The 22,710-nt window shown below is 68.6% G+C and carries 24 protein-coding genes; 14 read left to right on the top strand and 10 right to left on the bottom strand.

Features of this window, described 5'->3' with window-relative positions:
- Positions 1-16 precede the first annotated feature (16 nt).
- Together ACIA58_RS00755 and ACIA58_RS00750 are read left to right on the top strand one after the other, a co-directional pair.
- A complete protein-coding gene (locus ACIA58_RS00755; protein WP_396401509.1) occupies positions 17-1,003 on the top strand; it encodes an ArsR/SmtB family transcription factor in 987 nt (328 codons plus the stop codon).
- A gap of 54 nt (positions 1,004-1,057) precedes the next feature.
- Complete coding sequence (locus ACIA58_RS00750) at positions 1,058-2,020, top strand: endonuclease/exonuclease/phosphatase family protein (protein WP_396401508.1); 963 nt, start codon at positions 1,058-1,060, stop codon at positions 2,018-2,020.
- Here the strand turns inward: ACIA58_RS00750 and ACIA58_RS00745 are convergent.
- Positions 2,015-2,806 carry a TetR/AcrR family transcriptional regulator gene (locus ACIA58_RS00745; protein ID WP_396401507.1) on the bottom strand — a complete coding sequence of 264 codons (792 nt, stop codon included), beginning with the start codon at positions 2,804-2,806 and terminating at the stop codon, positions 2,015-2,017. The two genes, ACIA58_RS00750 and ACIA58_RS00745, sit on opposite strands and share 6 nt — an antisense overlap.
- A 69-nt stretch (positions 2,807-2,875) precedes the next feature.
- Here ACIA58_RS00745 and ACIA58_RS00740 point away from each other — a divergent pair, with 69 nt between their 5' ends.
- Positions 2,876-3,709: an NAD(P)H-binding protein gene (locus ACIA58_RS00740; protein WP_396401506.1), complete on the top strand. Its 834-nt coding sequence runs from the start codon at positions 2,876-2,878 to the stop codon at positions 3,707-3,709.
- Between the two features lie 54 nt (positions 3,710-3,763).
- On the opposite strand, the gene ACIA58_RS00735 is transcribed toward ACIA58_RS00740, so the two are convergent.
- Together ACIA58_RS00735 and ACIA58_RS00730 are read right to left on the bottom strand one after the other, a co-directional pair.
- Positions 3,764-4,981 (bottom strand): MFS transporter, encoded by a 1,218-nt coding sequence (locus ACIA58_RS00735; protein ID WP_396401505.1) that lies wholly within the window; start codon positions 4,979-4,981, stop codon positions 3,764-3,766.
- Complete coding sequence (locus ACIA58_RS00730; protein WP_396401504.1) at positions 4,971-5,546, bottom strand: helix-turn-helix domain-containing protein; 576 nt, start codon at positions 5,544-5,546, stop codon at positions 4,971-4,973. The genes ACIA58_RS00735 and ACIA58_RS00730 overlap by 11 nt, the downstream gene beginning before the upstream one ends.
- Positions 5,547-5,667: 121 nt before the next feature.
- On the opposite strand from ACIA58_RS00730, the gene ACIA58_RS00725 reads away from it, so the two are divergent.
- Entirely contained in the window at positions 5,668-6,822 is a 1,155-nt protein-coding gene (locus tag ACIA58_RS00725; RefSeq protein ID WP_396401503.1) for an Rv2578c family radical SAM protein, read from the top strand.
- Positions 6,823-6,838: 16 nt separating this feature from the next.
- Here the strand turns inward: ACIA58_RS00725 and ACIA58_RS00720 are convergent, their stop codons facing one another.
- The gene (locus tag ACIA58_RS00720; protein WP_396401502.1) at positions 6,839-7,093 is read right to left on the bottom strand and encodes a hypothetical protein; all 255 of its coding nucleotides are present in this window, start codon (positions 7,091-7,093) and stop codon (positions 6,839-6,841) included.
- Between the two features lie 248 nt (positions 7,094-7,341).
- The gene (gene map, locus ACIA58_RS00715; protein WP_396401501.1) at positions 7,342-8,109 is read right to left on the bottom strand and encodes a type I methionyl aminopeptidase; all 768 of its coding nucleotides are present in this window, start codon (positions 8,107-8,109) and stop codon (positions 7,342-7,344) included.
- 65 nt (positions 8,110-8,174) lie between these two features.
- On the opposite strand from map, the gene ACIA58_RS00710 reads away from it, so the two are divergent.
- The 3 genes from ACIA58_RS00710 (at position 8,175) to ACIA58_RS00700 (ending at position 10,283) form a co-directional block, all read left to right on the top strand.
- Positions 8,175-8,459: a helix-turn-helix domain-containing protein gene (locus ACIA58_RS00710; RefSeq protein WP_396401500.1), complete on the top strand. Its 285-nt coding sequence runs from the start codon at positions 8,175-8,177 to the stop codon at positions 8,457-8,459.
- A 71-nt stretch (positions 8,460-8,530) separates the two neighbouring features.
- The gene (locus ACIA58_RS00705) at positions 8,531-9,679 is read left to right on the top strand and encodes a CapA family protein (protein ID WP_396401499.1); all 1,149 of its coding nucleotides are present in this window, start codon (positions 8,531-8,533) and stop codon (positions 9,677-9,679) included.
- 61 nt (positions 9,680-9,740) lie between these two features.
- On the top strand, positions 9,741-10,283 hold the full coding sequence (locus tag ACIA58_RS00700; RefSeq protein ID WP_396401498.1) for an rRNA adenine N-6-methyltransferase family protein: 543 nt from the start codon (positions 9,741-9,743) through the stop codon (positions 10,281-10,283).
- 33 nt (positions 10,284-10,316) lie between these two features.
- On the opposite strand, the gene ACIA58_RS00695 is transcribed toward ACIA58_RS00700, so the two are convergent.
- Together ACIA58_RS00695 and ACIA58_RS00690 are read right to left on the bottom strand one after the other, a co-directional pair.
- Positions 10,317-12,053 carry an ABC transporter ATP-binding protein gene (locus ACIA58_RS00695; protein WP_396401497.1) on the bottom strand — a complete coding sequence of 579 codons (1,737 nt, stop codon included), beginning with the start codon at positions 12,051-12,053 and terminating at the stop codon, positions 10,317-10,319.
- Complete coding sequence (locus ACIA58_RS00690) at positions 12,050-13,771, bottom strand: ABC transporter ATP-binding protein (RefSeq protein WP_396401496.1); 1,722 nt, start codon at positions 13,769-13,771, stop codon at positions 12,050-12,052. Before ACIA58_RS00690 ends, ACIA58_RS00695 begins: the two co-directional genes overlap by 4 nt.
- Before the next feature lie 157 nt (positions 13,772-13,928).
- Between ACIA58_RS00690 and ACIA58_RS00685 the strand changes: the two genes are divergently transcribed.
- Complete coding sequence (locus ACIA58_RS00685) at positions 13,929-14,894, top strand: glycerophosphodiester phosphodiesterase (RefSeq protein WP_396401495.1); 966 nt, start codon at positions 13,929-13,931, stop codon at positions 14,892-14,894.
- 75 nt (positions 14,895-14,969) lie between these two features.
- Here ACIA58_RS00685 and ACIA58_RS00680 read toward each other — a convergent pair whose 3' ends face one another.
- Complete coding sequence (locus ACIA58_RS00680) at positions 14,970-15,329, bottom strand: PspC domain-containing protein (RefSeq protein WP_396401494.1); 360 nt, start codon at positions 15,327-15,329, stop codon at positions 14,970-14,972.
- A 154-nt stretch (positions 15,330-15,483) separates the two neighbouring features.
- Here ACIA58_RS00680 and ACIA58_RS00675 point away from each other — a divergent pair, with 154 nt between their 5' ends.
- The 5 genes from ACIA58_RS00675 to groL all read left to right on the top strand — a co-directional run bounded on the left by ACIA58_RS00675 (position 15,484) and on the right by groL (position 19,431).
- Complete coding sequence (locus tag ACIA58_RS00675; RefSeq protein WP_396401493.1) at positions 15,484-15,975, top strand: SigE family RNA polymerase sigma factor; 492 nt, start codon at positions 15,484-15,486, stop codon at positions 15,973-15,975.
- Positions 15,972-16,799 (top strand): PASTA domain-containing protein, encoded by an 828-nt coding sequence (locus ACIA58_RS00670; protein WP_396401492.1) that lies wholly within the window; start codon positions 15,972-15,974, stop codon positions 16,797-16,799. The genes ACIA58_RS00675 and ACIA58_RS00670 overlap by 4 nt, the downstream gene beginning before the upstream one ends.
- Before the next feature lie 31 nt (positions 16,800-16,830).
- The gene (locus ACIA58_RS00665) at positions 16,831-17,166 is read left to right on the top strand and encodes an MmcQ/YjbR family DNA-binding protein (protein ID WP_396401491.1); all 336 of its coding nucleotides are present in this window, start codon (positions 16,831-16,833) and stop codon (positions 17,164-17,166) included.
- Between the two features lie 99 nt (positions 17,167-17,265).
- Positions 17,266-17,580 carry a cupin domain-containing protein gene (locus tag ACIA58_RS00660; protein WP_396401490.1) on the top strand — a complete coding sequence of 105 codons (315 nt, stop codon included), beginning with the start codon at positions 17,266-17,268 and terminating at the stop codon, positions 17,578-17,580.
- A gap of 225 nt (positions 17,581-17,805) precedes the next feature.
- The gene (gene groL, locus ACIA58_RS00655; RefSeq protein WP_396401489.1) at positions 17,806-19,431 is read left to right on the top strand and encodes a chaperonin GroEL; all 1,626 of its coding nucleotides are present in this window, start codon (positions 17,806-17,808) and stop codon (positions 19,429-19,431) included.
- A gap of 543 nt (positions 19,432-19,974) precedes the next feature.
- On the opposite strand, the gene ACIA58_RS00650 is transcribed toward groL, so the two are convergent.
- On the bottom strand, positions 19,975-20,907 hold the full coding sequence (locus tag ACIA58_RS00650) for a glycoside hydrolase family 6 protein (RefSeq protein WP_396401488.1): 933 nt from the start codon (positions 20,905-20,907) through the stop codon (positions 19,975-19,977).
- A gap of 146 nt (positions 20,908-21,053) precedes the next feature.
- Entirely contained in the window at positions 21,054-21,470 is a 417-nt protein-coding gene (locus ACIA58_RS00645; RefSeq protein ID WP_396401487.1) for a ribonuclease domain-containing protein, read from the bottom strand.
- A 213-nt stretch (positions 21,471-21,683) separates the two neighbouring features.
- Between ACIA58_RS00645 and ACIA58_RS00640 the strand changes: the two genes are divergently transcribed.
- Positions 21,684-22,625: a GNAT family N-acetyltransferase gene (locus ACIA58_RS00640; protein WP_396401486.1), complete on the top strand. Its 942-nt coding sequence runs from the start codon at positions 21,684-21,686 to the stop codon at positions 22,623-22,625.
- The last annotated feature ends 85 nt before the right edge of the window (positions 22,626-22,710 follow it).

Genomic DNA, 22,710 nt, shown 5'->3' with positions numbered 1-22,710 from the left:
CTCGGGGGAGGGGGTCGTGGTGTTCCGCATTCATTTCGAATGCACGGATCTGGCCAGGACGACGATTGCGCAGCGGCCGGATCCGCTGTGGGAGGTCCTGCTGGGGCTTCACGTCCTGCAGGGAGACGAGGAGCCGGAGGTCTACGGGCCTTGGCGCGAGCGGGCGCGATCCCGCCTGAGTGCGCTCGAGCACGAGTTGCTCGCGTTGACGCCGCCGGTGGGGTACTCGCCGGACTTCCTCACGCCGCGCGCGGCGGGGGAAGGGCTCGACGCGGGGTTGGCCGCGGTCGCGGCGACGCCGTCCGGGCAGCTGATGTCGGAGCTGCGGCGGTTGTCGGACAGCGTCCGGCTGCCGGCCTGGACCCGGCGGCTCGCGACCGGCGACACGAAGGTGATGACGCGGCTCGTGCATGGGCTGCGGTCGTTCCACCGGACCAAGATCGCGCCGCAGATGCCGATGATCGCGACCGCGATCCAGCCGACCGTCGCGCGGCACAACGACACCGTGGCCAGCGACGGATTCGAGTCGTTGATCCCGCAGCTGCATCAGTCCCTGCGCTGGTCGGCGCCGGTGCTCTCGGTGGACACGCCGCACATCGAGCGCGACCTGCACCTGAACGGCCGGGGTCTTCGGCTGGTGCCCTCGTTCTTCTGCTGGAAGTACCCGATGATGCTGCTCGATCCGTCGCTGCCACCGGTGCTGGTGTATCCGGTGCGGCACGATCCCGGGCAGCCTGCCGTCGTCGTACGCCGCCCAGATCGCGACCGTGCGGTCGCCGACCTGCTCGGCAAGACGAGAGCGCTGGTGCTTCGGAGCATCTCGGTCGGTGCTTGCTCGACGAGTGAGCTCGCGGCCCGGGTCGGCATCTCGTTGGCATCGGCAAGCGAACACGCCCGGGTGCTCCATGACACCGGTCTCGTCACCACCCACCGGATCGGAAGCTCGGTCCGCCACAGCCTCAATCCGGTCGGCGCCGACGTCTTGTCGGGGATCCGCACCTGATGGCTGGTTCGGATCGGTGACGACGGCGTACCTTTCCGTCAGGGGGTGGGGGACATGGCTCTGACGGTGGGCACGTTCAATCTGAACAACCTGTTCGACCGGTGGAACTTCGAGGGCGCGGTCGACGTGCTGGCGAGCGGGACCGGTTCGGTGCCGGCGACGTACACGTTCGACGACGAGCACCGGCGGCGGTTGCAGCTCGACGGGCACGGGAAGTTGCTGACGGCCAAGAAGCCGGAGGACACCAACCGGGTGGCGGAGCGACTGCTCGGTGCGGACGTGGATGTCTGGATCGTGCAGGAGGTCGAGAACGTCGACGTACTGCGGGAGTTCAACCGCGACCACCTGAGCGGGGCCTACGAGCACGTGATGGTGATCGACGGGAACGACTCGACGCGGTTCATCGACATCGGGCTGCTGTCGCGCCGGCCGCTCGGCGGGGTGACGAGTTATCAGCGGACGTTCCATCCCGACGTACCGGATCGGCCGATCTTCTCGCGTGATCTGGTCGAGGCGGAGATCCTGGACGCCCGCGGGCGGAAGGTGCTGACCGTGTTCGGCACACATCTGAAGTCGAAGTACGTCGACTTCACCGTGCCGGACCAGGCAGCGGCTGAGGCGGCGGCGCTGCTGTTGCGTCGGCAGCAGGCCGAGACGATCGTGCGGATCATGGCTTCGCGGATGGGCACTCGCCAGCGGTACCTGCTCTGCGGCGACATGAACGACACTCCGGACTCGTCCGCACTGGTCGCGTATACGCAGTCCGGGCTCGTCAACGCGCTGACGGCGCCGACCGAGATCGGCACGGTGCAGACGACGGTGGAGCTGCCGGCCAGCGCGGCGTGGACGTCGACGTTCAAGGAGTCGCGGCAGCCGCGGTCGTTCGACCTGATCGATCAGATCTGGTTGTCGCCTGCGCTCGCGCCGCGGTTGACGGGATCGTTCATCGGTCGCCGGCGCAAGCTGGCGCGCGACGGGACGGACCACGATCCGGCCTGGATCACCCTTGATCTATAGGGGTTTCATCGCCTGGATCCCGTCCAGGAGGCGGTCGAGGCCGTAGCGGTACGAGTCGGCGGCAGTGGACTGGTAGCCCTTCGCGTGCCAGATCGACGTCATCGTGGGATGCCTCTCGACATCGAAGTACGTCTCCCACAGGTCGTTCCGCTCGTACCACCAGGCGTCGTTGGTCTGCCCGGTCGTGCGCTCGACCAGGCGGCTCTCTGCCTCGAGGTGAGCCGCGGAGTCGACGTACGTCGTGATGGCGAGCGCGGCCGTATTCGTCTCGGTGGGGCTGAGGCCGAGTGCCAGCACCGCCGACAGCAGGTACTCGCGGCCGGCCAGCATGCCGGGTCCGACCGGCGGACGGATCGTCGAGACCTGCGACAGCCAAAGGTGTTGCTGGAACATCGCACGGGTCTGCTGGGAGTAGACCTCCACCTGCTCGCGCCAGTCGTCGGGGCGTGGCGCCCCCGGGCCGGGGAGCTCGCGCTCGACGAGGACCTGGTCGACCATCAGATCGAGCAGCTCGTCCTTCGACGGCACGTACGTGTAGAGGGTCATCGTGCCGACGCCGAGCTCCTTGGCGAGCCCGCCCATCGACGCCGCCGCGAGCCCCTGGTCATCCGCCAGCCGGATGCCTGCCTGCACCACGTCGTCGACGTTGAGCGATGGTCTGCGGCCTGCGCCGCGGCTCCTTGTCGGCTCGTTGGCTGCCGGGTCCGAGCCGGGACGGCGGTGGTTGCGCCACAGCAACGCCAGTGTCTTGTCTGGCTGGCCTTCACCGCTCCGACGCTCGCTCACGAGCCAACGATAGGCGCTGATTTGAATTCCCGTATACCCTACGAGAATTGTTGGCGAGAGGGGAGAGGCATGACGATCCTGGTGACGGGAGCGACTGGCAGCGTCGGTCGGCTGTTGGTGGACGAGTTGGTGTCGGCGGGCGCGGCGGTCCGGGCGTTGACGAACCACCCGGCCCGCGCCGCGCTGCCGGACGGGGTGGAGGTCGCCCGCGGGTATCTGGGGAAGCCGTCGACGCTGCCGGCTGCGCTGGCCGGCATCGATACGGTCTACCTCGCGCCGCTTCCGGCGTACGTCGACGACTTCGTCCGCTGCGCCAAGGACGCCGGCGTGCGGCGGGTCGTCGTACTCTCGGGCGAGCCGGCCGAGTATGAGGCGCAAGGGGATCCGGCGGCGTGGCACTACTACCGGATCGAACGGGCGATCGAGGCGGGTGGCTTCGAGTGGACTTTCCTGCGGCCGGGGCAGTTCATGACCAACACGCTCGGCTGGGCGCCGTCGATCAAGGCCGAGAGCGTCGTGCGGGCGCCGTACGCCGGGGCTGTGCAGACGCCGATCGATCTCGGGGATATCGCCGCGGTGGCGCGCGTGGTGCTGCTGTCCGAACGCTTCAACGGCCAGAAGATCATGATGAGCGGGCCGGAAGCGCTCACTCCGCCGGAAGAGGTCGAGCAGATCGCGGAGGCCATCGGGCGAGAGGTGCGGTTCGTGGAGCAGACGCCGCAGGAGTATCTCGACGAGCTGGCGCCGGCGATCGGGCTGGAGACGGCGCAGTGGTTGCTGGACGGCTTCCGGATGATGGCGGAGTGGCCGATGAAGCCAGAGCCTGCCGTGCCTGAGCTCACCGGTCGACCCGCGATCACCTACCGCGAGTGGGTGAAGGCGAACGCCGACGCCTTCCGCTGACTTGCCTGTGAGCTCGAGCCTGGTTCCTTGAGCGCGGAGAACGTGGTGGCGGTGTTAGAGCTCAGAGCCGCGCACGGATTTGGTTGCGGCGATCAGTGCCGCGAGCAGGCAGATCACCGCGCACCCTGCGAAGAAGACGCCTGTCCCCCAGGCCGCCGCGACGAAGCCGGTGGCCGGGTACAGGAGTGGACTCAGGCCCACGGTGGAGAGGGAGGTCACCGAGCTGACTCTGCCGAGGTAACGAGGATCGGTCTTGCGTTGCAGTACGGCGTTGCCGATCGCAGACGCGACACCGCTGAGCGCTCCGAGCACAGCCGCACAGGCGATGAGCAGGCCGGCGGTGGTGACCTGCCCCAAGGTGCCGACCAGAACGGCGGTCGCCAGCAGGCAGCACGCGAGTGCGACGCCTGCTCTCCGGACGCGCGTCAGAGCGGTGAGCAGAATCCCGGCGACGGCACCTCCGACGCTGAACGCACTGAGCGTCCATCCGAGAACGGCCGGGGCCCAGTGGCGTTCGGCGGTGAGCAGGACCAGGCCGATGCTGACCGGGCCGCTGAAGCACAGCTCTCCCAGCCCAACCACTACAACCAGCCGGGTCAGTTGCCGGTTTCGCCGCAGGTGTCGCAGCCCGTCCTTGAGGTCGGCGAACGGTGAGCCTGTCGACCGCACGCCGGGTTGGATCCGGTTCAGGCGCACCGCAAGCAGAAGACCTACGGACAAGCTGAACAGCAAGCCGGCCAATCCGAACCCTGCGGCAACTCCTGCGGCGCTCAACACGATCGCCGCGATCAGGGGACCGACCGCGTTGCTGAGCCGGACCGCCAGCATCCGCAGCCCTTGGACCCGGCCGAGTTGCCCCACATCGGTGAGCCGGCCGGCCAGGGCCCCGACCGCAGGCATGAACAACGCGTCGATCACGCCGAAGATCAGCGCGACGGCGAACAGCAGCGGCAGCCGAGCAGCTGCGAACTGCATCAGCCCGGCGGCGCAGAACACGATCAGGCAGCGGGCGAGATCGCTGCCTATCACCACGCGGCCGGGCCCGAACCGGTCGGCGATCACCCCGCCGGCCAGCATCAGCACCGCCCGGGGAACGGCACCGACGGCCAGGACCGCGCCGACCTGGGCAGGTCCGGCCATCCGGGTCACCGCCCAGGGCAGGGTGAGGAAGAAGACCACGTCGCCACTGACCGATGCGGTGTAGGCGGCCGTCCAGCGAAGGACATTGCCGTCCCGGTAGGCGACGCCGGGAGTTGCGCCGCTAAGCGTCATCGTCGGGCTCTACCAGCGGAAAGGCGTGCAACTGCAGGGCTACGGGCACGCCCGCACCCTCATCGCGGTCGCGGTACTTCTTGATCACCGCGGCCAGCTCGGACTTGGCCTCGTTGAGCTCTTCCGGCGTCATTCGGAGCGTGTAGTTGCTGAAGGTGGACGCCTCGTACCACTCGTCCGGCAGTAGCGGCGCGGTGTAGGCGAGCCGTCGCAGCTGCTCGCTGTACGCCAGCACCACCGCATGCAGGTATGCACGGCTGTCCTGTTGCTCGTCGGGACCGCTGTCGGCGGGCTGGTGCACCGACGAGCGATGCCGAGCCCGCCACCAGCGGTCACGCCGGGTGCCGCGCTCGTGGTCCTCTTCGATCAGACCTCCGTCCGCCAGCCGCCGCAGGTGATAGCTCGCCGCACCCGAGTCGATCTCGTACTGCGCCGCAAGCTGCCGTGCTGTCGCAGGACCGCGCTGCCGCAGGTGCTCCAGCAAGGTCAGCCGCATCGGATGAGCCAGCACCCGCAGGGTCGCCGCATCCAAGACGATGTCGCGTGACGGCGTCTGATCGCTCATGACGCCAGCCTAACCCAGAAGAGTTCTTCGCGAAGAGTTCTTCTTCATTGAGGAGGGCTCCGCGGTCCGTGGTCAAGGTTTGTTCTGGAGATTTAAGGGAACATGTGTTCGACTATATGGCATGAGATGGGCAGGTCAGCAGATCGATGTCGAGACCCCGGGGACGCTGCCAGGGCTCGGGTTGATCGCGGGACTGGTCAGGTCGGTGACGACGCCGGAGTTCCAGGGGATCACATTCCATGAGGTGCTCGCGCGGTCCGCGCTGAACTCGGTGCCCGGGACGGGGCTGCCGTTCAACTGGACGGTCAATCCGTATCGCGGCTGCACACACGCCTGCAGGTACTGCTTCGCCCGGCCGACCCACAAGTACCTGGAGCTCGACACCGGCCAGGACTTCGACCGGCAGATCGTGGTGAAGACCAACGTCGCCGACGTGCTGCGGCGCGAGCTCGCCCGCCCGTCCTGGACCCACGAGCAAGTTGCCCTCGGCACCAATACCGATCCGTACCAGCGCGCCGAGGGCCGCTACCGCCTGATGCCCGGCATCATCGAGGCCCTCGCCGCGTCCGGCACGCCGTTGTCGGTCCTCACCAAGGGCACCTTGCTCCGGCGCGATCTGGCCTTGCTGTCTTCGGCGGCTGCCGAGGTGCGGGTCGGCATCGGCATCTCCCTGGCTCTGGGCGACGAAGAACTCCGCCGTCGCCTGGAGCCCGGCGTCCCATCGGTCCGCGGTCGCCTCGACCTCATCCGCGCGATCCGCGATGCCGGTCTCCCGTGTGGGGTGATGGTCGCCCCCGTCCTCCCGTGGCTGACGGACTCCGCCGACCACCTGGACCACCTCTTCGCCCAACTCTCCGAAGCCGGCGCCACGGGCGTGACCACCCTCATCCTCCACCTACGCCCCGGCGTCAAAGACTGGTTCATGAGCTGGCTGGCCCACGACCATCCCAACCTCGTCAGCCGCTACGAATCCCTGTACGCCCACGGCTCCTACGCCAGCCCCAGCTACCGCAAAGCCTTCGAAGACAAGGCCCGCCCCCTCCTCGACAAACACGGCTTCGGCCGAGGCTCCTCCCACCGCTCCAAACCCATCAACGGCATGCACCCCACCGGCATCGTCGAAGTCTCCGGCTCCATCTCCGAATCCGGCTGGGGCGAGCCCGATCCCACCACCAGCCGCTTCCGCGCCCCACCCACAGGAGCGCGCACCGGCGGGCAGCGCCGGGCCCGCCGGCAACCGCGCCCCGAACCCCCGACCCAGCAACCCCTCTTCTGAGGCCGCCGGACGATCATCAATGAGCCGCTGGAGGAGCGATCGTCAAGTTCGCACTCAGCGTCTGCGAGTAGCGTTTGCTGCCTTGCTCGTAGACGAACCTGACGCCATCGGACTTGAGTGGTCGCGTGCTGGTGGTGACCCGGATGTGCAAGTAGACGACCTTGTCGTCCGGCAAGGTCTGCCCGGGGAACAGCGTGAAGCCCCGGACTTCGGTCGACGGCTTCGTCGACGGATCGTCGTTGGCCGAGCCACCGCTGGTATCCCATGACATCGGGATACCGGCGATGAACGCGTCCTTGTCGAAAGCCTGGCTCCGACAAAGGTCAAACCCTCGGGCAAGGTTCCGGGCTCGACACCTTCCAAGGTCAACTTCTCCGCCGACTGGTTGGTGATGGCGGGCGCGAAATACCAGTCGGCGGGCTCTCGAACCGCCGGCCAAACCCCGATACAGACCGCCGCCAGACACGCGACGCCCGCGATCACGCGCCTCTTCCGCACCTGTTCCTCCGTAAGCAGTGCTTAGGGAAGGGTGAGGATCTGGGGGCCGTCCTGGGTGATGGCGACGGTGTGTTCGGCGTGGGCGCCTCGGGTTTTGTCGGCGGAGCGGAGGGTCCAGCCGTCGTCGTCGATGAGGTAGGTGCTGCCGGGGCCGGACCAGAACCAGGGTTCGATGGCGAAGACGTGGCCGGCGCGGAGTTTGAGGCCTCGGCCGGGGCGGCCGCCGTTGGCGATGTGGGGATCTTCGTGCATCCGCCGGCCGACGCCGTGGCCGCCGAAGTCGAGGTTCGTGCCGACGCCGTCGCGCTTGCCGATCCGTCCGATCGCGGCGCTGATGTCGCCGATGCGGTTGCCTGCGACGGCGGCCGCGATGCCCGCGGCGAGTGCTTCCTCGGTGGTCGCGATCAACTCGAGGTCCTCGGCCCGCGGCGTACCGACGCAGAAACTGGTCGCCGCGTCCGCGCACCATCCGTCGACCGACGCCCCGCAGTCGACGTTGAGGAGGTCGCCGTCCTCAAGCCGGAGGTCGCTCGGCAGGCCGTGCAGTACGGCGTCGTTCACCGACGTGCAGATCACCCCGCTGAACGGCGATGTCGCGAACCCGGGCTGGTACCCCTCGAACAACGACACCGCCCCGGCGGAACGCAGTACCTCCCGCGCGACCTCGTCGAGTTCGCGGAGCGAGACCCCGGGCGCGGCCTCTTTCTTCACCGCGGCCAGCGCGTTGCCGACGACCCGCCCGGCCTCGCGCATCTGCTCGATCTCCGCCGCCGTCTTCAACTCGACCATCGTTCTGCTTCCTCGTCCACGACTCGATTTCCCGGGATAACTATACCGGTACTACTATCACACTCATGGTCCGACCACCTTTGTCCAGCTGGGATCGCGAACGCGGTCGCCAGCTCGGCCGTCTGCTCCGGGAGGCACGCGGCGAGCGCAGCATGGTCGAGGTGGCCGCGGCGTGCGGCGTCTCGGTCGACACGCTCCGCAAGATCGAGACCGGGCGCATCCCGACGCCGGCGCTGTTCACGGTGGCTGCCGTCGCCGCGACCCTCGAGATCTCCCTCGACGACCTGGTCAACGCCTGCCAGGACAACCGGCAGGACGGCAGAACAGGCAGCTCGAACCTGATCGCCTAAGACACGATCAGATCTCCGTCCCAACCAACAGCCCTTGTGTCGCGTCTTCATCGGCGACAAGGGGGGTGGGGATGGCAGTACGACGACGTGCGGTGCTCGGGGGGATGCTTGCCGGCGCCGCGGCGATGGCGACGACCGGATGTATCGCGGACACCTACGCGGACACGACCAGCGGTCAGGCAACGAAGAGCGCGCCGCCCAAACCGCGCAACGAGCCTGACCGGATCACAGTCGTGGCGACCGGCGACGTACTGCTCCATGAGCGCCTGTGGACGACGGCCAAGCATGACGGCAAAGGTGGAGCCTGGGACTTCGCGCCGCTGATGAGCAGCGTGAAACCCCTTGTGCAGAAGGCGGATCTCGCCATCTCGCACCTGGAGACGCCGCTCGCACCGCTCGGCGGTCCGTACCACGGGTACCCGCTCTTCCAGGGTCCGCCGCAGATGGCGACCGCGCTCAAGCAGACCGGGTACGACTTGTGCACCACCGCCAGCAACCACAGCTTCGACGGCGGTGCGGCCGGTGTCGATCGGACCCTCAACACCTTGGAGAAGGTGGGTTTGAGGCACGCGGGTACGGCGCGGTCGCGGGTCGAGGCCGAGCAGACGACGATCATCGACGTCGGCGGTGTGAAGATCGCTTCGCTCAGCTTCACGTTCGGGTTCAACGGGCTCCCGTACCCGAACGGTCAGACGTGGCGCGCAGGCACGATCGACCCGAAGATGATCAGCCGCAAGGCGCAGGAGGCCAAGGACCGCGGTGCCGACCTGGTGCTGGTCAGCTGCCACTGGGGTACGGAGTACTCGAGCAAGCTGAACGACCAGCAGCGCGAGATCGCTCCGCAACTGCTTGCCGATAGCAACATCGATCTGGTGCTCGGCCATCACGCGCATGTGGTGCAGCCGATGGAGGAGATCGACGGCAAGTGGGTCGCGTACGGCCTCGGGAACCTGGTCGCGGCGCATCGCGAGCCCCAGAGCGCCAAGGCTGAAGGGCTTCTGGTTCGCTTCACGTTCAAGCGCGACGGGGATCGCTGGTCGACCGAGCACGCTGAGTTCGCGCCGCTGTTGATGACGGATGTGCTGCCGGTACGGGTCCTCGACGTACGGCGTGAGTTGGCGAAGGGTGCGTCCGTGGCGAAGAAGAGCCGGCTCGAGCTGGCGCAGCGGCGTACGACGGAGACGGTTCTGTCGCTGGGGGCGGCGCCGAAAATGCTTTGAGGCGTGGCGGTTCGACGGTCTAGGGTCGGTCGCATGAATACGTACTTTGTGATGGTCCGTCGTGCCCGGCTCCGGGCAGGCGAGGGGTGCCTGGGGATGGCATCCGCTCGATAGTCGTTGGGCCCAACGGGTTGTGGACGCGGCCGGGGTCGAACCGGGTGAGCTCGTCCTCGACGTCGGGGCCGGACTCGGTGCGCTGACCGCGCCGCTGGTGCGGGCTGGTGCCCGGGTGCTCGCCGTCGAACTCCATCCTGGTCGCGCCGATCGGTTGCGCCAGCGGTTCGCGGATGCGCCGGTGACGGTGGTCCGTGCCGATGCCGGTGATCTCCGGTTGCCGTCGCGGCCGTTCCGGGTGGTGTCGAGTCCGCCGTACAACATCTCCACGTTGCTGCTGAAGCGGTTGCTGGCGCCGGGCTCGCGTCTGGTGTCGGCGGATCTCGTGCTCCAGCGCCAGGTGGCGAACCGGTGGGCACGCGGCGAAGCACCCGGCGCAAACCGCTGGTACCGCTACTACAACCCGTCCATCGGACTACGCCTTCCCCGCAAGGCTTTCACCCCACCCCCACACGTCGACTCCTCAGTCCTCCAACTACGCAAACGCTGAAAGACCCCGGCCGGGATGGCGGGGGTCTTTCAGTTAGGCGTGCCAGGAGGTCCAGAGGGCGGCGTACGAGCCTTGGCGGGTTACTAGGTCGTCGTGGCTGCCTAGTTCGGTTATGCGGCCGTCTTCTACTACTGCGACGCGGTCGGCGTCGTGGGCGGTGTAGAGGCGGTGGGCGATTGCTATGACTGTGCGGCCTTCCAGAACGGCGGCTAGGGAGCGCTCCATGTGGCGGGCGGCTCGGGGGTCGATCAGGGACGTCGCCTCGTCGAGGACCAGCGTGTGCGGGTCGGCCAGGACCAACCGGGCTAGTGCCAACTGCTGTGCCTGGGCAGGGGTTAGCGCCAACTGACCAGAGCCGACGCGAGTGTCTAGCCCATCCGGCAGCGCCTGCGCCCACTCACGCGCGTCAACCGCCGCCAACGCCTCCAGCAGCTCGGGGTCCGTGGCCGACGGACGCGCCATCGACAGGTTGTCCCGCAGCGTGCCGACGAAGACATGGTGTTCCTGGGTGACCAGCGCGACCTGCTTGCGGAGCTCGTCCAGCGGAAGGTCGGTCATCCCGACACCGCCGACCGTCACCGAACCGGTCCGCGGCGGGTGAATGCCCGCGACCAGCCGCCCCAGCGTCGACTTCCCCGCACCGGACGGCCCGACCATCGCGATCCGCTCACCCGGCTGGATGGTCAGGTCCACACCGTGCAGTACGTCGCGACCCTCCACGTACGAGAACCGCACATCGCGCGCCTCGACCAACTCCGACGAAGGTTCCTGCCCCGAAGGCGTCCGGTCATCCGGTACGTCGCTGATGCCCAACAGCCGCGCGAAGGCAGCACCACCGGACTGAAGCTCGTCCAGCCACGAGAGCAGTCGGTCGACCGGATCGATCAGCTGGTTCACGTACAGCACGGCGGCCGTCACCGCGCCGAGCGAGACATGACCGTTGAGGTGCAGCCAGCCACCGAACAGCAACGTGCCCACGACCGGCACGAGATACCCCAGCTCGGCAGCCGGGAAGTAGATCGTCCGCAAGAACAACGTGTACCGCTCGGCGAGGTACGAACCCCGGATGTCCACATCACCGCGCCGCACGCGATCGTCGTACCGCCGGAGCGCCTCGACGGTGCGTGCGCCCTCGACCGTCTCGGCGAGCGAGCTGGTCATCTGCGCGTACGCCGCATTCTCGCGAAGGTAACCGGCCTTCGCGCGACGCAGGTACCACTTCGTGCTCAGCCACAGCAGCGGGACCATCGCGACCAGCGGCACCAGCACCCAGACCCCGACCAGCACCGTCGCGACGACCGTGAAGATCACGGTGACGAACGCGATGATCGTCTCGGGTACGGCGAACCGCACCGTCCGCGACAGCGTGTCGACGTCCCGCGACGTCCGGGACAGCAGGTCGCCGGTGCCGGCCCGCTCGACCGTGCCGATCGGGAGCGCGAGCGCGTTGTCGACGAACTCCTCCCGCAACTCGGCCAGCACCTGCTCGCCCAGCGCGAACGAGCGGTACCGCGCCCAGCGGGTCAGCAGCGACTGCGCCACGATGAAGACGGCGATCACGACGATCACCTCGTTGACCTTCGTGGCGGTCGTGCCGTGCTGCACGTCCTCCACCAGGTCACCGATCAGCCGCGGCGCCGCCAGCCCGGACACTGCCGCCAACGCGTGCAACACCAACGCGATCAACAGATTGCGCGGGTGCCGCCGGGCCAGCCGGCGAGCATGCTGCCGAATCTCGGCCGACCCGGCCACGGGCAGGATCTGCCTCATCGGAGGGCCTCCTCTTCTTCGGTCTGGCGGGTGACGGTACGGCGGTACTGCGGCTCGCTCTCGAGCAGCTCACGGTGCTTGCCGGTGGCAACCACCCGGCCGGCGGCGACGAAGATGACCTCGTCGACCCGGTCGAGCAGCAGCGGACTCGCGGTCAGCACGACAGTGCTCCGGCCGGCTCGGTGGTCGCGCAGCCGCTCCGCGATCCGCGCCTCGGTGTGCGCGTCCACGGCCGAGGTCGGCTCGACCAGGACCAGCACCGACGGGTCCGCGAGCAGCGCCCGCACCAGGACGAGTCGCTGGCGTTGTCCACCGGAGAACGAGCGGCCCTTCTCCTCCACCTCGGAGTCGAGCCCGTCCGGCAGCGCGACGAGGACGTCCTCCGCGGACGCCGTACGCAGCGCGGCCATGAGCTCGTCATCGGTACGGCGTCCGTCCGGGTCGAGCTCGGTCCGCAGTACTCCGGTGAACATCTGGGAGCCGATGTCGCTCACCAGGATCCGCTCCCGGACATCCGCCCTGGTCGCGCTGGCCAGCGTCACTCCGCCGTACCGGACCTCGCTGCTGTCGTCGTAGCGACCTAGGCGGTCTGCGAGGTCGGCGTAGCTGTCCGACTCGGCAGAAACGACCGCGGTGAGCACTCCGTCGCGCGCTCGGACGCCTGACACCGGATCGACCAGGTCGCCGTGGTCCGGCAGCCGCACCGGCTTCTCCGGATCGGTGACGTCCGGCTCCAACTTCAGGACCCGGATGACCCGGCCCGCGGCGACCAGCCCACGCATGAGCTGGTTCGCGAAGTCGGTCGCTGTCCGCAGGGGGAGGACCAGGAACGTCGCATATCCGTAGAAGGCCACCAGCGACCCGGCGCTCAGGTCACCTCGCAGCGCGAAGTGCGCACCCAGGCCGACCACGAGCACCACGAAGATCCCTGGCAGCAGCACCTGGGCCGCATCCAGCACCGACTGGATCCCGGCCACCCGGACGCCTGCCTTCCGCACCTGCTGCGACTCACTCCGGTATCGCCGGGAGAACGACTCCTCACCGCCGATACCGCGCAGCACCCGCAGCCCGGCCACGATGTCCGAACCCAACGAGTTCAGCTCGCCGACTGCCTCGCGCTGCGCGGACTGCCTCCGGTGCAGCGGCCTCAGCATCGGTCCGAGACAGAACAGCATGATCGGCACCCCGATGAGCACGACCAGGCCGAGCGTGGTCGAGGACGACAGCAGAATCGCCGCGACCACGACGAACGCGACGATCGCGCCCGCGAACCGGGCCGAGACCTCCATCAGGTTCCCGACGTAGGCGAGGTCGCCGGCGCCGACGCTGACGACCTCACCGGTGGCCAGGTGCTTGGGCAGCGTCGCTCCGAGGTGGGCCGACTTCCGCGTCACCACCTGGACCGTCCGGTACGCCGCCATCAGCCAGTTGGTCACCGCGAACCGGTGCCGCATGATGCCGGCCAGCGCCTGCACCACGCCGACCACGAGCAGCAGCGCCGTCCACCGCAGCAGCCGCTCGCCGTCCTGCGCGGCGATGCCCTCGTCGATCGCCCGGCCGAGGATCGCCGGGATGAAGGCCTGCGCCCCCATCCACAGAATGCCGAAGGCCATGCCGCCGGCGAGCGTGCGGGCCTGACCGCCGGCGACCCACCACAGGTAGCGGGCCGGCGAGCGGTGATTCGGGACGCCGGGATCGGCGAGGGGAAGTTGTCTCATGGCCCCCTCAGGCTAGGTGTCGGCTCCGACAGTTTGCATGCGAATTAATCGCGTCTGTGGACCCCGCGAACGGCACCCTCGTGACGGTCGGTAGAGCTTCACCTTGCGTTGGGCAACGGGTTCCCGACGGGCAATCTCCGGCCCCTGTCCTGGATCCATGTTGGTGATCGCGCATCGGGGAGCGAGCGGCTACCGCCCGGAACACACGCCGGCGGCCTATCGGCTGGCCGCGGCACAGGGCGCCGACTACCTGGAACCCGATCTGGTCGCGACCCTCGACGGCATCCTCGTCTGCCGGCACGAGAACGAGATCTCCAGTACCACGGACGTCGCCGAGCATCCGGTCTTCGCGGACCGGAAGATCACCAAGATCGTCGACGGCACCGCGGTCACCGGCTGGTTCGTCGAGGACTTCACGCTCGCCGAACTGCGCACGCTGCGGGCGCGCGAGCGGATGCCCGCGCTCCGGGCGGGCAACACGGCGTACGACGGGTCGGAGGAGATCCCGACCTTCGACGAGGTGGTCGCGCTGGCGCGGCGGGAGTCCGCGCGGCTCGGGCGGCCGATCGGGGTGATCCCCGAGATCAAGCATCCGGCGTACTTCCGGCGGCTCGGGCTGCCGCTGGAGGAGCTGCTGACGGAGCGGATCCTGGCGCTCGGACTGCGCGAGGACGAAGTCATGGTGCAGTCGTTCGAGCCGACCAGTTTGCGGCGGCTGTCGGTGATGACGCGGGTGCCGTTGGTGCAGCTGATCGACTCCGAGAGTGCGCCGAACGACTTCCTGCGGAACGGTGACGGTCGCACGTACGCCGATCTGATCGAGCCGGCGGGGCTGCGGGAGATTGCGACGTACGCTCAGGTACTGGCGCCGAACAAGGACCTGGTGATCCCGCGGACCGTCGACGGGTGTCTGGGGGAGCCGACCCGACTGGTCGAGCAGGCGCACCGCGCCGGGCTGGCGGTCCAGGTCTGGACGTTCCGCGCCGAGCGCCGCTTCCTGCCCGCTGCGACCGACTACCCGACCGAACTGAAGCGCTTCGCCGCTCTGGGGTTGCAGGGCGTCTTCGCCGACCACCCGGACCAGGCGCTCGCAGCACTTCGCAAGCCGGCCCTGCAGGTCTAGACGGTCGCCGGCGGAGTGATCGCCGGTGCGATCACCCCGCCGTGTTCGCTGCGCCTGCGCGAGGCGCAGACGGTGTCATGCGGCCGGGGGCTTGTTGTTGGTCGTGGTGTCGTCGTAGATGCGGGAGGCGATGTCGTTCTCGGTCGTGTCCTGGTGCTGGTGCTGGTGCTGGTTCTGGTTGACCGACTGCTGGACGTTCTGCCACACGGCCTTGCCGTCGGACTCCGGGATCACGATCCAGGCGACCGCGTAGCCGATCATCGCGGCGCCGCCGGTGATCAGGGTGAGGCCGACCCAGCCGAGGCGGACCAGGGTCACGTCGATGTTCAGGTACTCGGCGATGCCGCCGGAGACACCGGAGAGCATCCGCTGGTTCGAGGACCGACGGAGGACCTTGCCGGACAGGTTCTGGAACGGTGCGTTGGAGTTCGTCATGGCTCAACTGTCCCGTTCCGGCACCCCTCACCACATCAGGATCCGTACCGACCGACCCCTGATCGACCCCTGACGACTTTCGATTCCGCAGTACGCCGTCCGTGCGGGAACCCCAGGTAGCAGTCACCCTGTCTGTAGGGGTGAGGAGGGGCGGATGGACGAGTTCACGGAGTACGTGACCGCGCGCTGGCCCACGCTGGTCCGAGCGGCGGTTCTGCTCGGCTGTACCCCGCCAGAGGCCGAGGACCTGGTCCAGACCGCCCTGGAGCGCTGCCTGGTGAAGTGGAACCGCGTCCGCGCCGCCGACGACCGCGACGCCTATGTGCACCGGGTCTTGGTCAACTGCTTCCGCTCCTCCCGCAGACGCCGCTGGCACGGCGAGCTGCCGTCGGCCGCCATCCCGGAGTCCGGCGGTGGCGACCGGACCGCGGATGTCGACGACTCGGACGCGGTTATGCGCGCACTCGGCCGCCTACCGGACGACCAGCGGACAGCCGTCGTACTGCGGTACTACGCGCACCTGAATGAACAGCAGATGGCCACCGTCCTGGGCGTCGCCGCCGGCACGGTCAAGAGCCGCCTGTCCCGTGCGGTGAAGGCACTCGCACAGGACCCACACCTGGCAGAACTGCGAGACCCCCGATGACCAACCTGACCGACCTCCTGGAACGCGCAGCCGACCAAACCCCGGTAGGCCCGCCACCACTCGACGCCTTGTACGCCGGAGCGACCCACCGACGGCGTCGTCGCACCGTCGTTTGGTCGGCGCTCAGCACCGCCGCTGTGGTCGCGGTCATCGCTGGGACGACACTGGCCGCTCAGCGCGGTCCCGCTGTGTCACCACCTGCTACATCTCCCAGCCCGCCGCCGGCCGCCATGCGTCTGGTCGGCCTCGGACACATTGCTATCGCCGTACCCAGTGACTGGGGGACGAATCAGAGCCGATGCGGTACGCCGCTGCGGGACACGGTCCAGATCGACGATCCCAGTGCGGGGCAGTACTGCATGGCCTATCGCCCGGCCGGGGTCGACAGCGTGAAGCTGGGACGTGGCGGACCCGATCTAGGGGTCAAAACCGACCAGCACATCACGGTGGGCGGCGTACCTGCCTTACGACGGCAGACGACGTGCGCCACCGGAAGCAGCGGCGTCCGGATCTGCTCGGGTGAGGTGCGTTTTTCCGACGTGTGGTTCCGTGCCGAGTCCTCGACGAGCGCCGCTGAGGTCGACCGGCTCCTGTCGCGGGTCGTGATCGTGCCTGACCAGGTCGGCGTACCCGGCTACCAGTCGTTTCCGCAGGTGCTTCGGGGTGTGCAGTACGCAGCTGTGCTCGAGCAGCTCGGATTGAAGGCGACCTTCCGGTCGACCAAGAACGTCAACTACCTCTCTGGACAGGTCCTCGGGGTCTCGCCTGCTCCGGGCACGATGCTGGCGCTCGGGACGGCTGTGACGGTCACCGTGGTGAAGTGAAACTGTCGGCGGGGGTGCTTAGCGTCGGGGTATGGATGCGCAGGTGGTGGTGAAGGTGATGGCTGGGTTGCCGGGCGCCGAAGAGCATGAGGGGTGGGCGGGGCAGCCGGTGTTCAAGGTGCGGAACAAGAGCTTCGCCTACATGTCCGAGGACCAGACGCAGCTGCACCTCAAGGCGCTCCGCGAGGAGCAGGAGGCGCTCGTCGCCGAGAGCCCTGAGGTCTACGCCAGGTCGTGGGACGGCGGCCGCTTCACCTGGGTCCTCATCCAGCTGGACCTGGCCGACGAGGAGGAGCTGGCCGAGCTGATCACCGAAGCGTGGCGCCTGACTGCCCCGAAGTACCTCATCGCCCAGCTGGCCGGCTGACCGAACGCGGCCCGCAGGGCAGCCGGTGTGACCGGATGCGTCCGGTGGAGGACCGGGATGAGACTGTTGCGGGACAGATCGTGATGCCAGATTGTGAGCATGTCGAACGAACCTCAAGCAGTCCTTCTCGATAACGCCGAAACCACCGCGGTCGCACCGGGCATCGTCCGCCGTGCGCTGCCGTCCAGCGGGCAGGTCCTGGTCCGCGCCTTCGATCTCGAGCCCGGGATCACCTGGCCGGAGGTCGACGTGCACGACCGGGACGAGTTGATCTATGTCGCGTCGGGCGAGCTGCTGGACCACGGCCGGTCCTACCCGGCGGGGACGTACCTCTACTACCAGGCCGGCAGCCGGCACCAGCCGGGGACCGAGACCGGCGTCCGGATCATCGTCTTCGGCCCGGCGGAGGCGTGAGCGTCCGAGGTGCCTGGCTTGCACTCGTTTGGGTCGAGTGCTAATACTTGGTTAGCACTCCAAGGGCGAGAGTGATAAGTGCTCGCGCCCCGGAGTGTGCAAGAAGACGGCCTCGATGAGGTGCCGGAGCGTGGCGGGACATGAGCGTCGCGGGTCGGTGCCGTCCGTCGCGGGCATCCGGGCCGGCTGGACCACAAAGACTCGACGCGGGAGGACTCGCGGAGAATGCCCAAGCTGATTGCTTTCGATGAAGAGGCGCGCCGTGGCCTCGAGCGAGGGATGAATACCCTCGCCGATGCCGTCAAGGTGACGCTCGGCCCGAAGGGCCGCAACGTCGTGCTGGAGAAGAAGTGGGGCGCCCCCACGATCACCAACGACGGCGTCTCCATCGCCAAGGAGATCGAGCTCGAGGACCCGTACGAGAAGATCGGGGCCGAGCTCGTCAAGGAAGTTGCCAAGAAGACCGACGATGTCGCCGGTGACGGCACCACCACGGCCACCGTGCTGGCACAGGCTCTCGTCCGCGAGGGTCTGCGCAACGTCGCGGCCGGCGCCAACCCGATGGGCCTGAAGAAGGGCATCGAGAAGGCGACCGAGGCAGTCAGCGAGCAGCTGCTGTCGCTGGCCAAGCCGGTCGAGACCCGCGAGCAGATCGCGGCGACCGCGTCCATCTCGGCCGCGGACACCCAGGTCGGCTCGATCATCGCCGAAGCGATGGACAAGGTCGGCAAGGAAGGCGTCATCACCGTCGAGGAGAGCAACACCTTCGGCCTCGAGCTCGAGCTCACCGAGGGTATGCGCTTCGACAAGGGCTACATCTCGCCGTACTTCGTGACCGACACCGACCGGATGGAAGCGGTCCTCGACGACCCGTACGTCCTGATCGTCAACAGCAAGATCTCGAGCATCAAGGACCTGGTCCCGGTGCTGGAGAAGGTCATGCAGACCGGCAAGCCGCTGGCCATCATCGCCGAGGACATCGAGGGTGAGGCGCTGGCGACCCTGGTCGTCAACAAGATCAAGGGCACCTTCAAGGCCGTCGCCGTCAAGGCGCCGGGCTTCGGTGACCGCCGCAAGGCCATGCTGGTCGACATCGCCGTCCTTACCGGCGGCGAGGTGATCTCCGAGGAGGTCGGTCTCAAGCTCGACTCGGTCGACCTGGAGCTGCTCGGCCAGGCCCGCAAGATCGTCGTCACCAAGGACGAGACGACCATCGTCGAGGGCGAGGGCGACGCGGACCAGATCGGCGGCCGGGTCAACCAGATCCGCGCCGAGATCGAGAAGTCGGACTCCGACTACGACCGCGAGAAGCTGCAGGAGCGCCTGGCCAAGCTGGCCGGCGGTGTTGCGGTGATCAAGGTCGGCGCGGCCACCGAGGTCGAGCTGAAGGAGCGCAAGCACCGCATCGAGGACGCCGTTCGCAACGCGAAGGCGGCCGTCGAGGAGGGCATCGTCGCCGGTGGCGGCGTGGCTCTGCTGCAGGCGTCCGTCGCGGCGTTCGAGAAGCTGGAGCTCGAGGGTGACGAGGCGACCGGTGCGCAGATCGTGCGCCAGGCCGTCGAGGCTCCGCTCAAGCAGATCGCCGTGAACGCCGGCCTCGAGGGCGGCGTCGTGGTGGAGAAGGTTCGCAACCTCGAGCCGGGTCACGGTCTGAACGCCGCGACCGGTGAGTACGTGGACCTGATCAAGACCGGCATCATCGACCCGGCCAAGGTGACGCGCTCGGCGCTGCAGAACGCGGCGTCCATCGCGGCCCTGTTCCTCACCACCGAGGCCGTCATCGCCGACAAGCCGGAGAAGGCCGCGGCCGCTCCGGGCGGCGCGCCCGACATGGGCGGCATGGACTTCTGATCTGAAGTCCGACAACACCCAGCAGTAACCAAGCGGTCCCGGGCCCCGTCCCGGGACCGCTTGCCGTTGCACCAGGACCCGCATCCCCCAGCCCCCTCCACCGCCACCCCGCCCACCACGCCCCACCAGCTCCGCCCCGCCAGGCCCGCCCCCGGCCAGGCCCGCCCTCCGCCAGGCCCGCCGCCCGGCCAGGTCCGCCCCGCCCAGCTCGCCCCGCCAGGTCCGCCCGGCCAGGTCCGCCCCGCCCAGCTCGCCCGGCCAGGTCCGCCCGGCCAGGTCCGCCCCCGGCCAGGCCCGTCCCGCCAGATCCGCTCCGCCAGGCCCGCCGCCCGCCAGGTCCGCCCCGCCGTCCCGCCCGGCCAGGTCCGCCCGCCGGCTAGGTCCGCCCTCCGCCAGGTCCGCTTTGCCGAGTCGTGGTGTTTGGGTTGTTTGTGGAACGGCGAGTCGTGGGTTGGGGCTGGAATTTGTCGCCGTATCCCACGACTCGGCGAGGCGGCCTCCAGCCGTTTGACACGACTCGGGGCGGAGGGCTGGGGGGAGGGGTTAGAGGCCGGTGATTAGGTTGTGGGCTAGGAGGGGGGAGAAGGTTCGGGTGGGGAGGGTGGGGGTTTGGCCGCAGGGGCCGTCGGATTCGCCGGGGGTGCGGAGCCAGAGGTGGAGGTCGACCGGGGAGGGGGCCTTGGCGGGGGGAGTGCCTAGTTTGCGGGCGGGTGGGTTGCAGGAGCTGCCGTCGGAGCCGTTGCCGTTGCGGCTTGTGTCGATGACGTAGTGGCTGCCACCGCCGAGCGCCTGGAGGATCGCCGTACCGCGGGTGACCGACTGCTCGGTCGTGAAGTAGTTCGCCGTGTTCAGCGCGAAGCCACGGACCTTCCCGACATCGGCGAGCCGGAGCCGGCGCGCCATCTCCTTCGCGTCGCCGGACGACACGTTCCCGGCGTCGAGGTACACCCAGGTGTTCGCGTTCTTCACCGCCAGCAGCCCGACGGCGTACTTCAGCATCGCGATCCGCCCGTCCCACTGCGCGGGCGGGAAGCAGTCGAGCCGCGCCAGCGCATCCGGCTCGAGCACCACGACGGCAGGCCGTGCGCCGATCCCGGCCGACAGAGCCGCGATCCAGCCCTGGTACGCCGCTGCGTCGGCGGCCCCGCCACCGATACCGCAGGGTCCACCGGGCAGGTTGTCCGCGACCAGCACCGGCAGCTTGTCGGCCTGGTCCGCAGCCGTCGTGTACGCCGTGACGCCCGCCGTCACGTCCCCGCTCCACGCGCCGAACCACCGCGCCGACGCCTGGCCGGCGATCTTCAACGCGAGCTCGGTGTCCTCGGGGTGCCGTCGTACGTAGGCTGCCGCGGCCGAGTCGGGGTCGACGTACAGCCCGTTGGTCAGCTTCAGCGGGTCGCCGGTCGCTTCGGCCAGCCCGGCTTCGGGCCGGCCGAAGGCGAGCAGCGCGGCAGCCAGCAACAGACCGGCAGCCACCGCACGGCCGGCACGGCCCAAACGGCCCGCACGGCCCAAACGGCGGGCGCGACACGCAGGGCCTGGTCGCGGAGTCGGCATCGGTGAGGCGTCCTTCCATCGATGGAGTGATCACTCAACGTGCCGACGAGACTACTCTCAGCGGTTCAGCTGTTCTCGTCCACCTCGCAGAACGTCGCGTAGTGGTCGCCGGTGTAGTAGAGGTGCTCGGGGTCGGTCGTCGCGCCGCCGCCGATCAGCCGGCGGGCACCGCGGTCGGTGGAGCCGGGCGTCTTCACGGTGTACTCGTGGTAGTAGCTGCTCGACTCGTCGGGGAGGATGCCTTCCCGGTTCTGGAAGACGATGCCGTCCTGGCGGTACGGGAACGGTCCGCCGGAGTGGATCAGGCCGAGCGTGTCGGCTGCCTGCGACGGCAGCGAGCTGAGCGCACACGTGTCGATCGCAGCGACGACGTACGTGCTGGAGGCGGGGCTGGAGGTGGGGGCGGTGGTCGGGGCGGCGTAGGCCGTGGAGCCGAAGGCGGCGGTGGTCGCCAGGACCACGGCGGCGATGAGGGTTCTCATGCCTGGACGCTTCCCCGGCAAACAAACGTTCGTACATCCCAGGTGTGAATACCAGATGGACTATGACCCCGCCCGGCCCCTAAGCTCTGGCCCGGCGAGAACGACGATGGAGTGGAAGGAGCGACCGATGAGCACACCGACTTGTTTCCCGGCGCACCTGACCCGCTCCCGCAGCTCGCACTGAGCCGGTCCGCGCCTCCTGCTGGAGGATTCGTGACGATTCGCAACACCGTCGAGGCCGACCTCGACACCATCCTTGCTCTGATCGAGCAGCAGAAGTCCGTCAACACGGTCACCCACGAGCGGTACCTCGAATACGTTGCCGAGGGCTACTACCGGCACGAGTGGAACTGGGTCGTCGAGGAGAACGGCGTGATCCAGGCCCTCGCCATCTGGTGGGGCGCACCGGGCGAGGAGCAGCCGTTCAGCATCGACGGCCTGTACTACACCGGCGACGGCGACCCGGTGCCCGCGTGGACCGAACTGATCAAGCATGTCCTCGCCTCGAGGCCGGCCGACGCCGAGCCGCCGGAGTACCACTTCTTCCTGGCCGGCGACTGGCAGGACAAGCCGGATGTCGTCGCGGCGCTCGAACCGCGGGCCCAGGCGGCCGCGGCGGCCGGGCTGACCGCGATCACCGACCGGCTGCGCTACGAGTGGAAGCCGGAGTACGGCCTGCCGGAGCGTTCCACGCGGATCAGGTTCGAGCCGGCCGACGACGAGGCGTTCGTCGACGTGTTCATGCGGGTCAGCCAGGGCAGTCTGGACGCCGCGACCGCGCGGGAGATCGCCCGGCTCGGCGTCGAGGGCTCGGCCCGGGAGGAACTCAAGGTCTACAAGTCGATGCCGAACAGCGACCGGGCCTGGTGGCGGCTCGGGTACGACGACGCCGACGGCAAGCTGATCGGGTTCGCCATCCCGTCGGCGAACGCGGCCGGCCCGACGGTCGGCTACCTGGGTGTCGTGCCCGAACAGCGCGGCCACCGTTTCATCGACGACCTGCTGGCCGAGATCACCCACATGCAGGCTGAGATGGACGCCAAGCGGGTCCGGGCCGACACCGACTTCGGCAACGTCCCGATGGCGAAGTCCTTTGAACGGCAGGGATATCGGAACTTCGCAGTCCGCCGGGTGCTGTCCTTCCCGGAGAGCTGAACTCGCGCTTCCGAGGTACAGACGAGCGACGACCCCGCGCCCTATGCTCCCTGACATGTCAGTTAGCTCCGGGGGGAGCGGGGAG

Source organism: Kribbella sp. NPDC051586 (genome assembly GCF_044453965.1).
GTDB lineage: Bacteria > Actinomycetota > Actinomycetes > Propionibacteriales > Kribbellaceae > Kribbella.
Note: the sequence above shows the minus strand (reverse complement) of the source record. Positions and strands in the feature narration are given on the sequence as shown.

Bases quoted from the DNA above. Each gene is read 5' to 3' on its own strand.
- ACIA58_RS00740 (WP_396401506.1), top strand. From the start codon at position 2,876: ATGACGATCCTGGTGACGGGAGCGACTGGCAGCGTCGGTCGGCTGTTG.
- ACIA58_RS00725 (WP_396401503.1), top strand. From the start codon at position 5,668: ATGAGATGGGCAGGTCAGCAGATCGATGTCGAGACCCCGGGGACGCTG.
- ACIA58_RS00720 (WP_396401502.1), bottom strand. From the start codon at position 7,093: ATGTCATGGGATACCAGCGGTGGCTCGGCCAACGACGATCCGTCGACG.
- ACIA58_RS00690 (WP_396401496.1), bottom strand. From the start codon at position 13,771: ATGAGACAACTTCCCCTCGCCGATCCCGGCGTCCCGAATCACCGCTCG.
- ACIA58_RS00735 (WP_396401505.1), bottom strand. From the start codon at position 4,981: ATGACGCTTAGCGGCGCAACTCCCGGCGTCGCCTACCGGGACGGCAAT.
- ACIA58_RS00645 (WP_396401487.1), bottom strand. From the start codon at position 21,470: ATGAGAACCCTCATCGCCGCCGTGGTCCTGGCGACCACCGCCGCCTTC.
- ACIA58_RS00680 (WP_396401494.1), bottom strand. From the start codon at position 15,329: ATGACGAACTCCAACGCACCGTTCCAGAACCTGTCCGGCAAGGTCCTC.
- ACIA58_RS00730 (WP_396401504.1), bottom strand. From the start codon at position 5,546: ATGAGCGATCAGACGCCGTCACGCGACATCGTCTTGGATGCGGCGACC.
- ACIA58_RS00660 (WP_396401490.1), top strand. From the start codon at position 17,266: ATGTCGAACGAACCTCAAGCAGTCCTTCTCGATAACGCCGAAACCACC.
- ACIA58_RS00705 (WP_396401499.1), top strand. From the start codon at position 8,531: ATGGCAGTACGACGACGTGCGGTGCTCGGGGGGATGCTTGCCGGCGCC.
- ACIA58_RS00750 (WP_396401508.1), top strand. From the start codon at position 1,058: ATGGCTCTGACGGTGGGCACGTTCAATCTGAACAACCTGTTCGACCGG.
- ACIA58_RS00695 (WP_396401497.1), bottom strand. From the start codon at position 12,053: ATGAGGCAGATCCTGCCCGTGGCCGGGTCGGCCGAGATTCGGCAGCAT.
- ACIA58_RS00665 (WP_396401491.1), top strand. From the start codon at position 16,831: ATGGATGCGCAGGTGGTGGTGAAGGTGATGGCTGGGTTGCCGGGCGCC.
- ACIA58_RS00675 (WP_396401493.1), top strand. From the start codon at position 15,484: ATGGACGAGTTCACGGAGTACGTGACCGCGCGCTGGCCCACGCTGGTC.
- groL (WP_396401489.1), top strand. From the start codon at position 17,806: ATGCCCAAGCTGATTGCTTTCGATGAAGAGGCGCGCCGTGGCCTCGAG.
- map (WP_396401501.1), bottom strand. From the start codon at position 8,109: ATGGTCGAGTTGAAGACGGCGGCGGAGATCGAGCAGATGCGCGAGGCC.
- ACIA58_RS00670 (WP_396401492.1), top strand. From the start codon at position 15,972: ATGACCAACCTGACCGACCTCCTGGAACGCGCAGCCGACCAAACCCCG.
- ACIA58_RS00710 (WP_396401500.1), top strand. From the start codon at position 8,175: ATGGTCCGACCACCTTTGTCCAGCTGGGATCGCGAACGCGGTCGCCAG.
- ACIA58_RS00685 (WP_396401495.1), top strand. From the start codon at position 13,929: ATGTTGGTGATCGCGCATCGGGGAGCGAGCGGCTACCGCCCGGAACAC.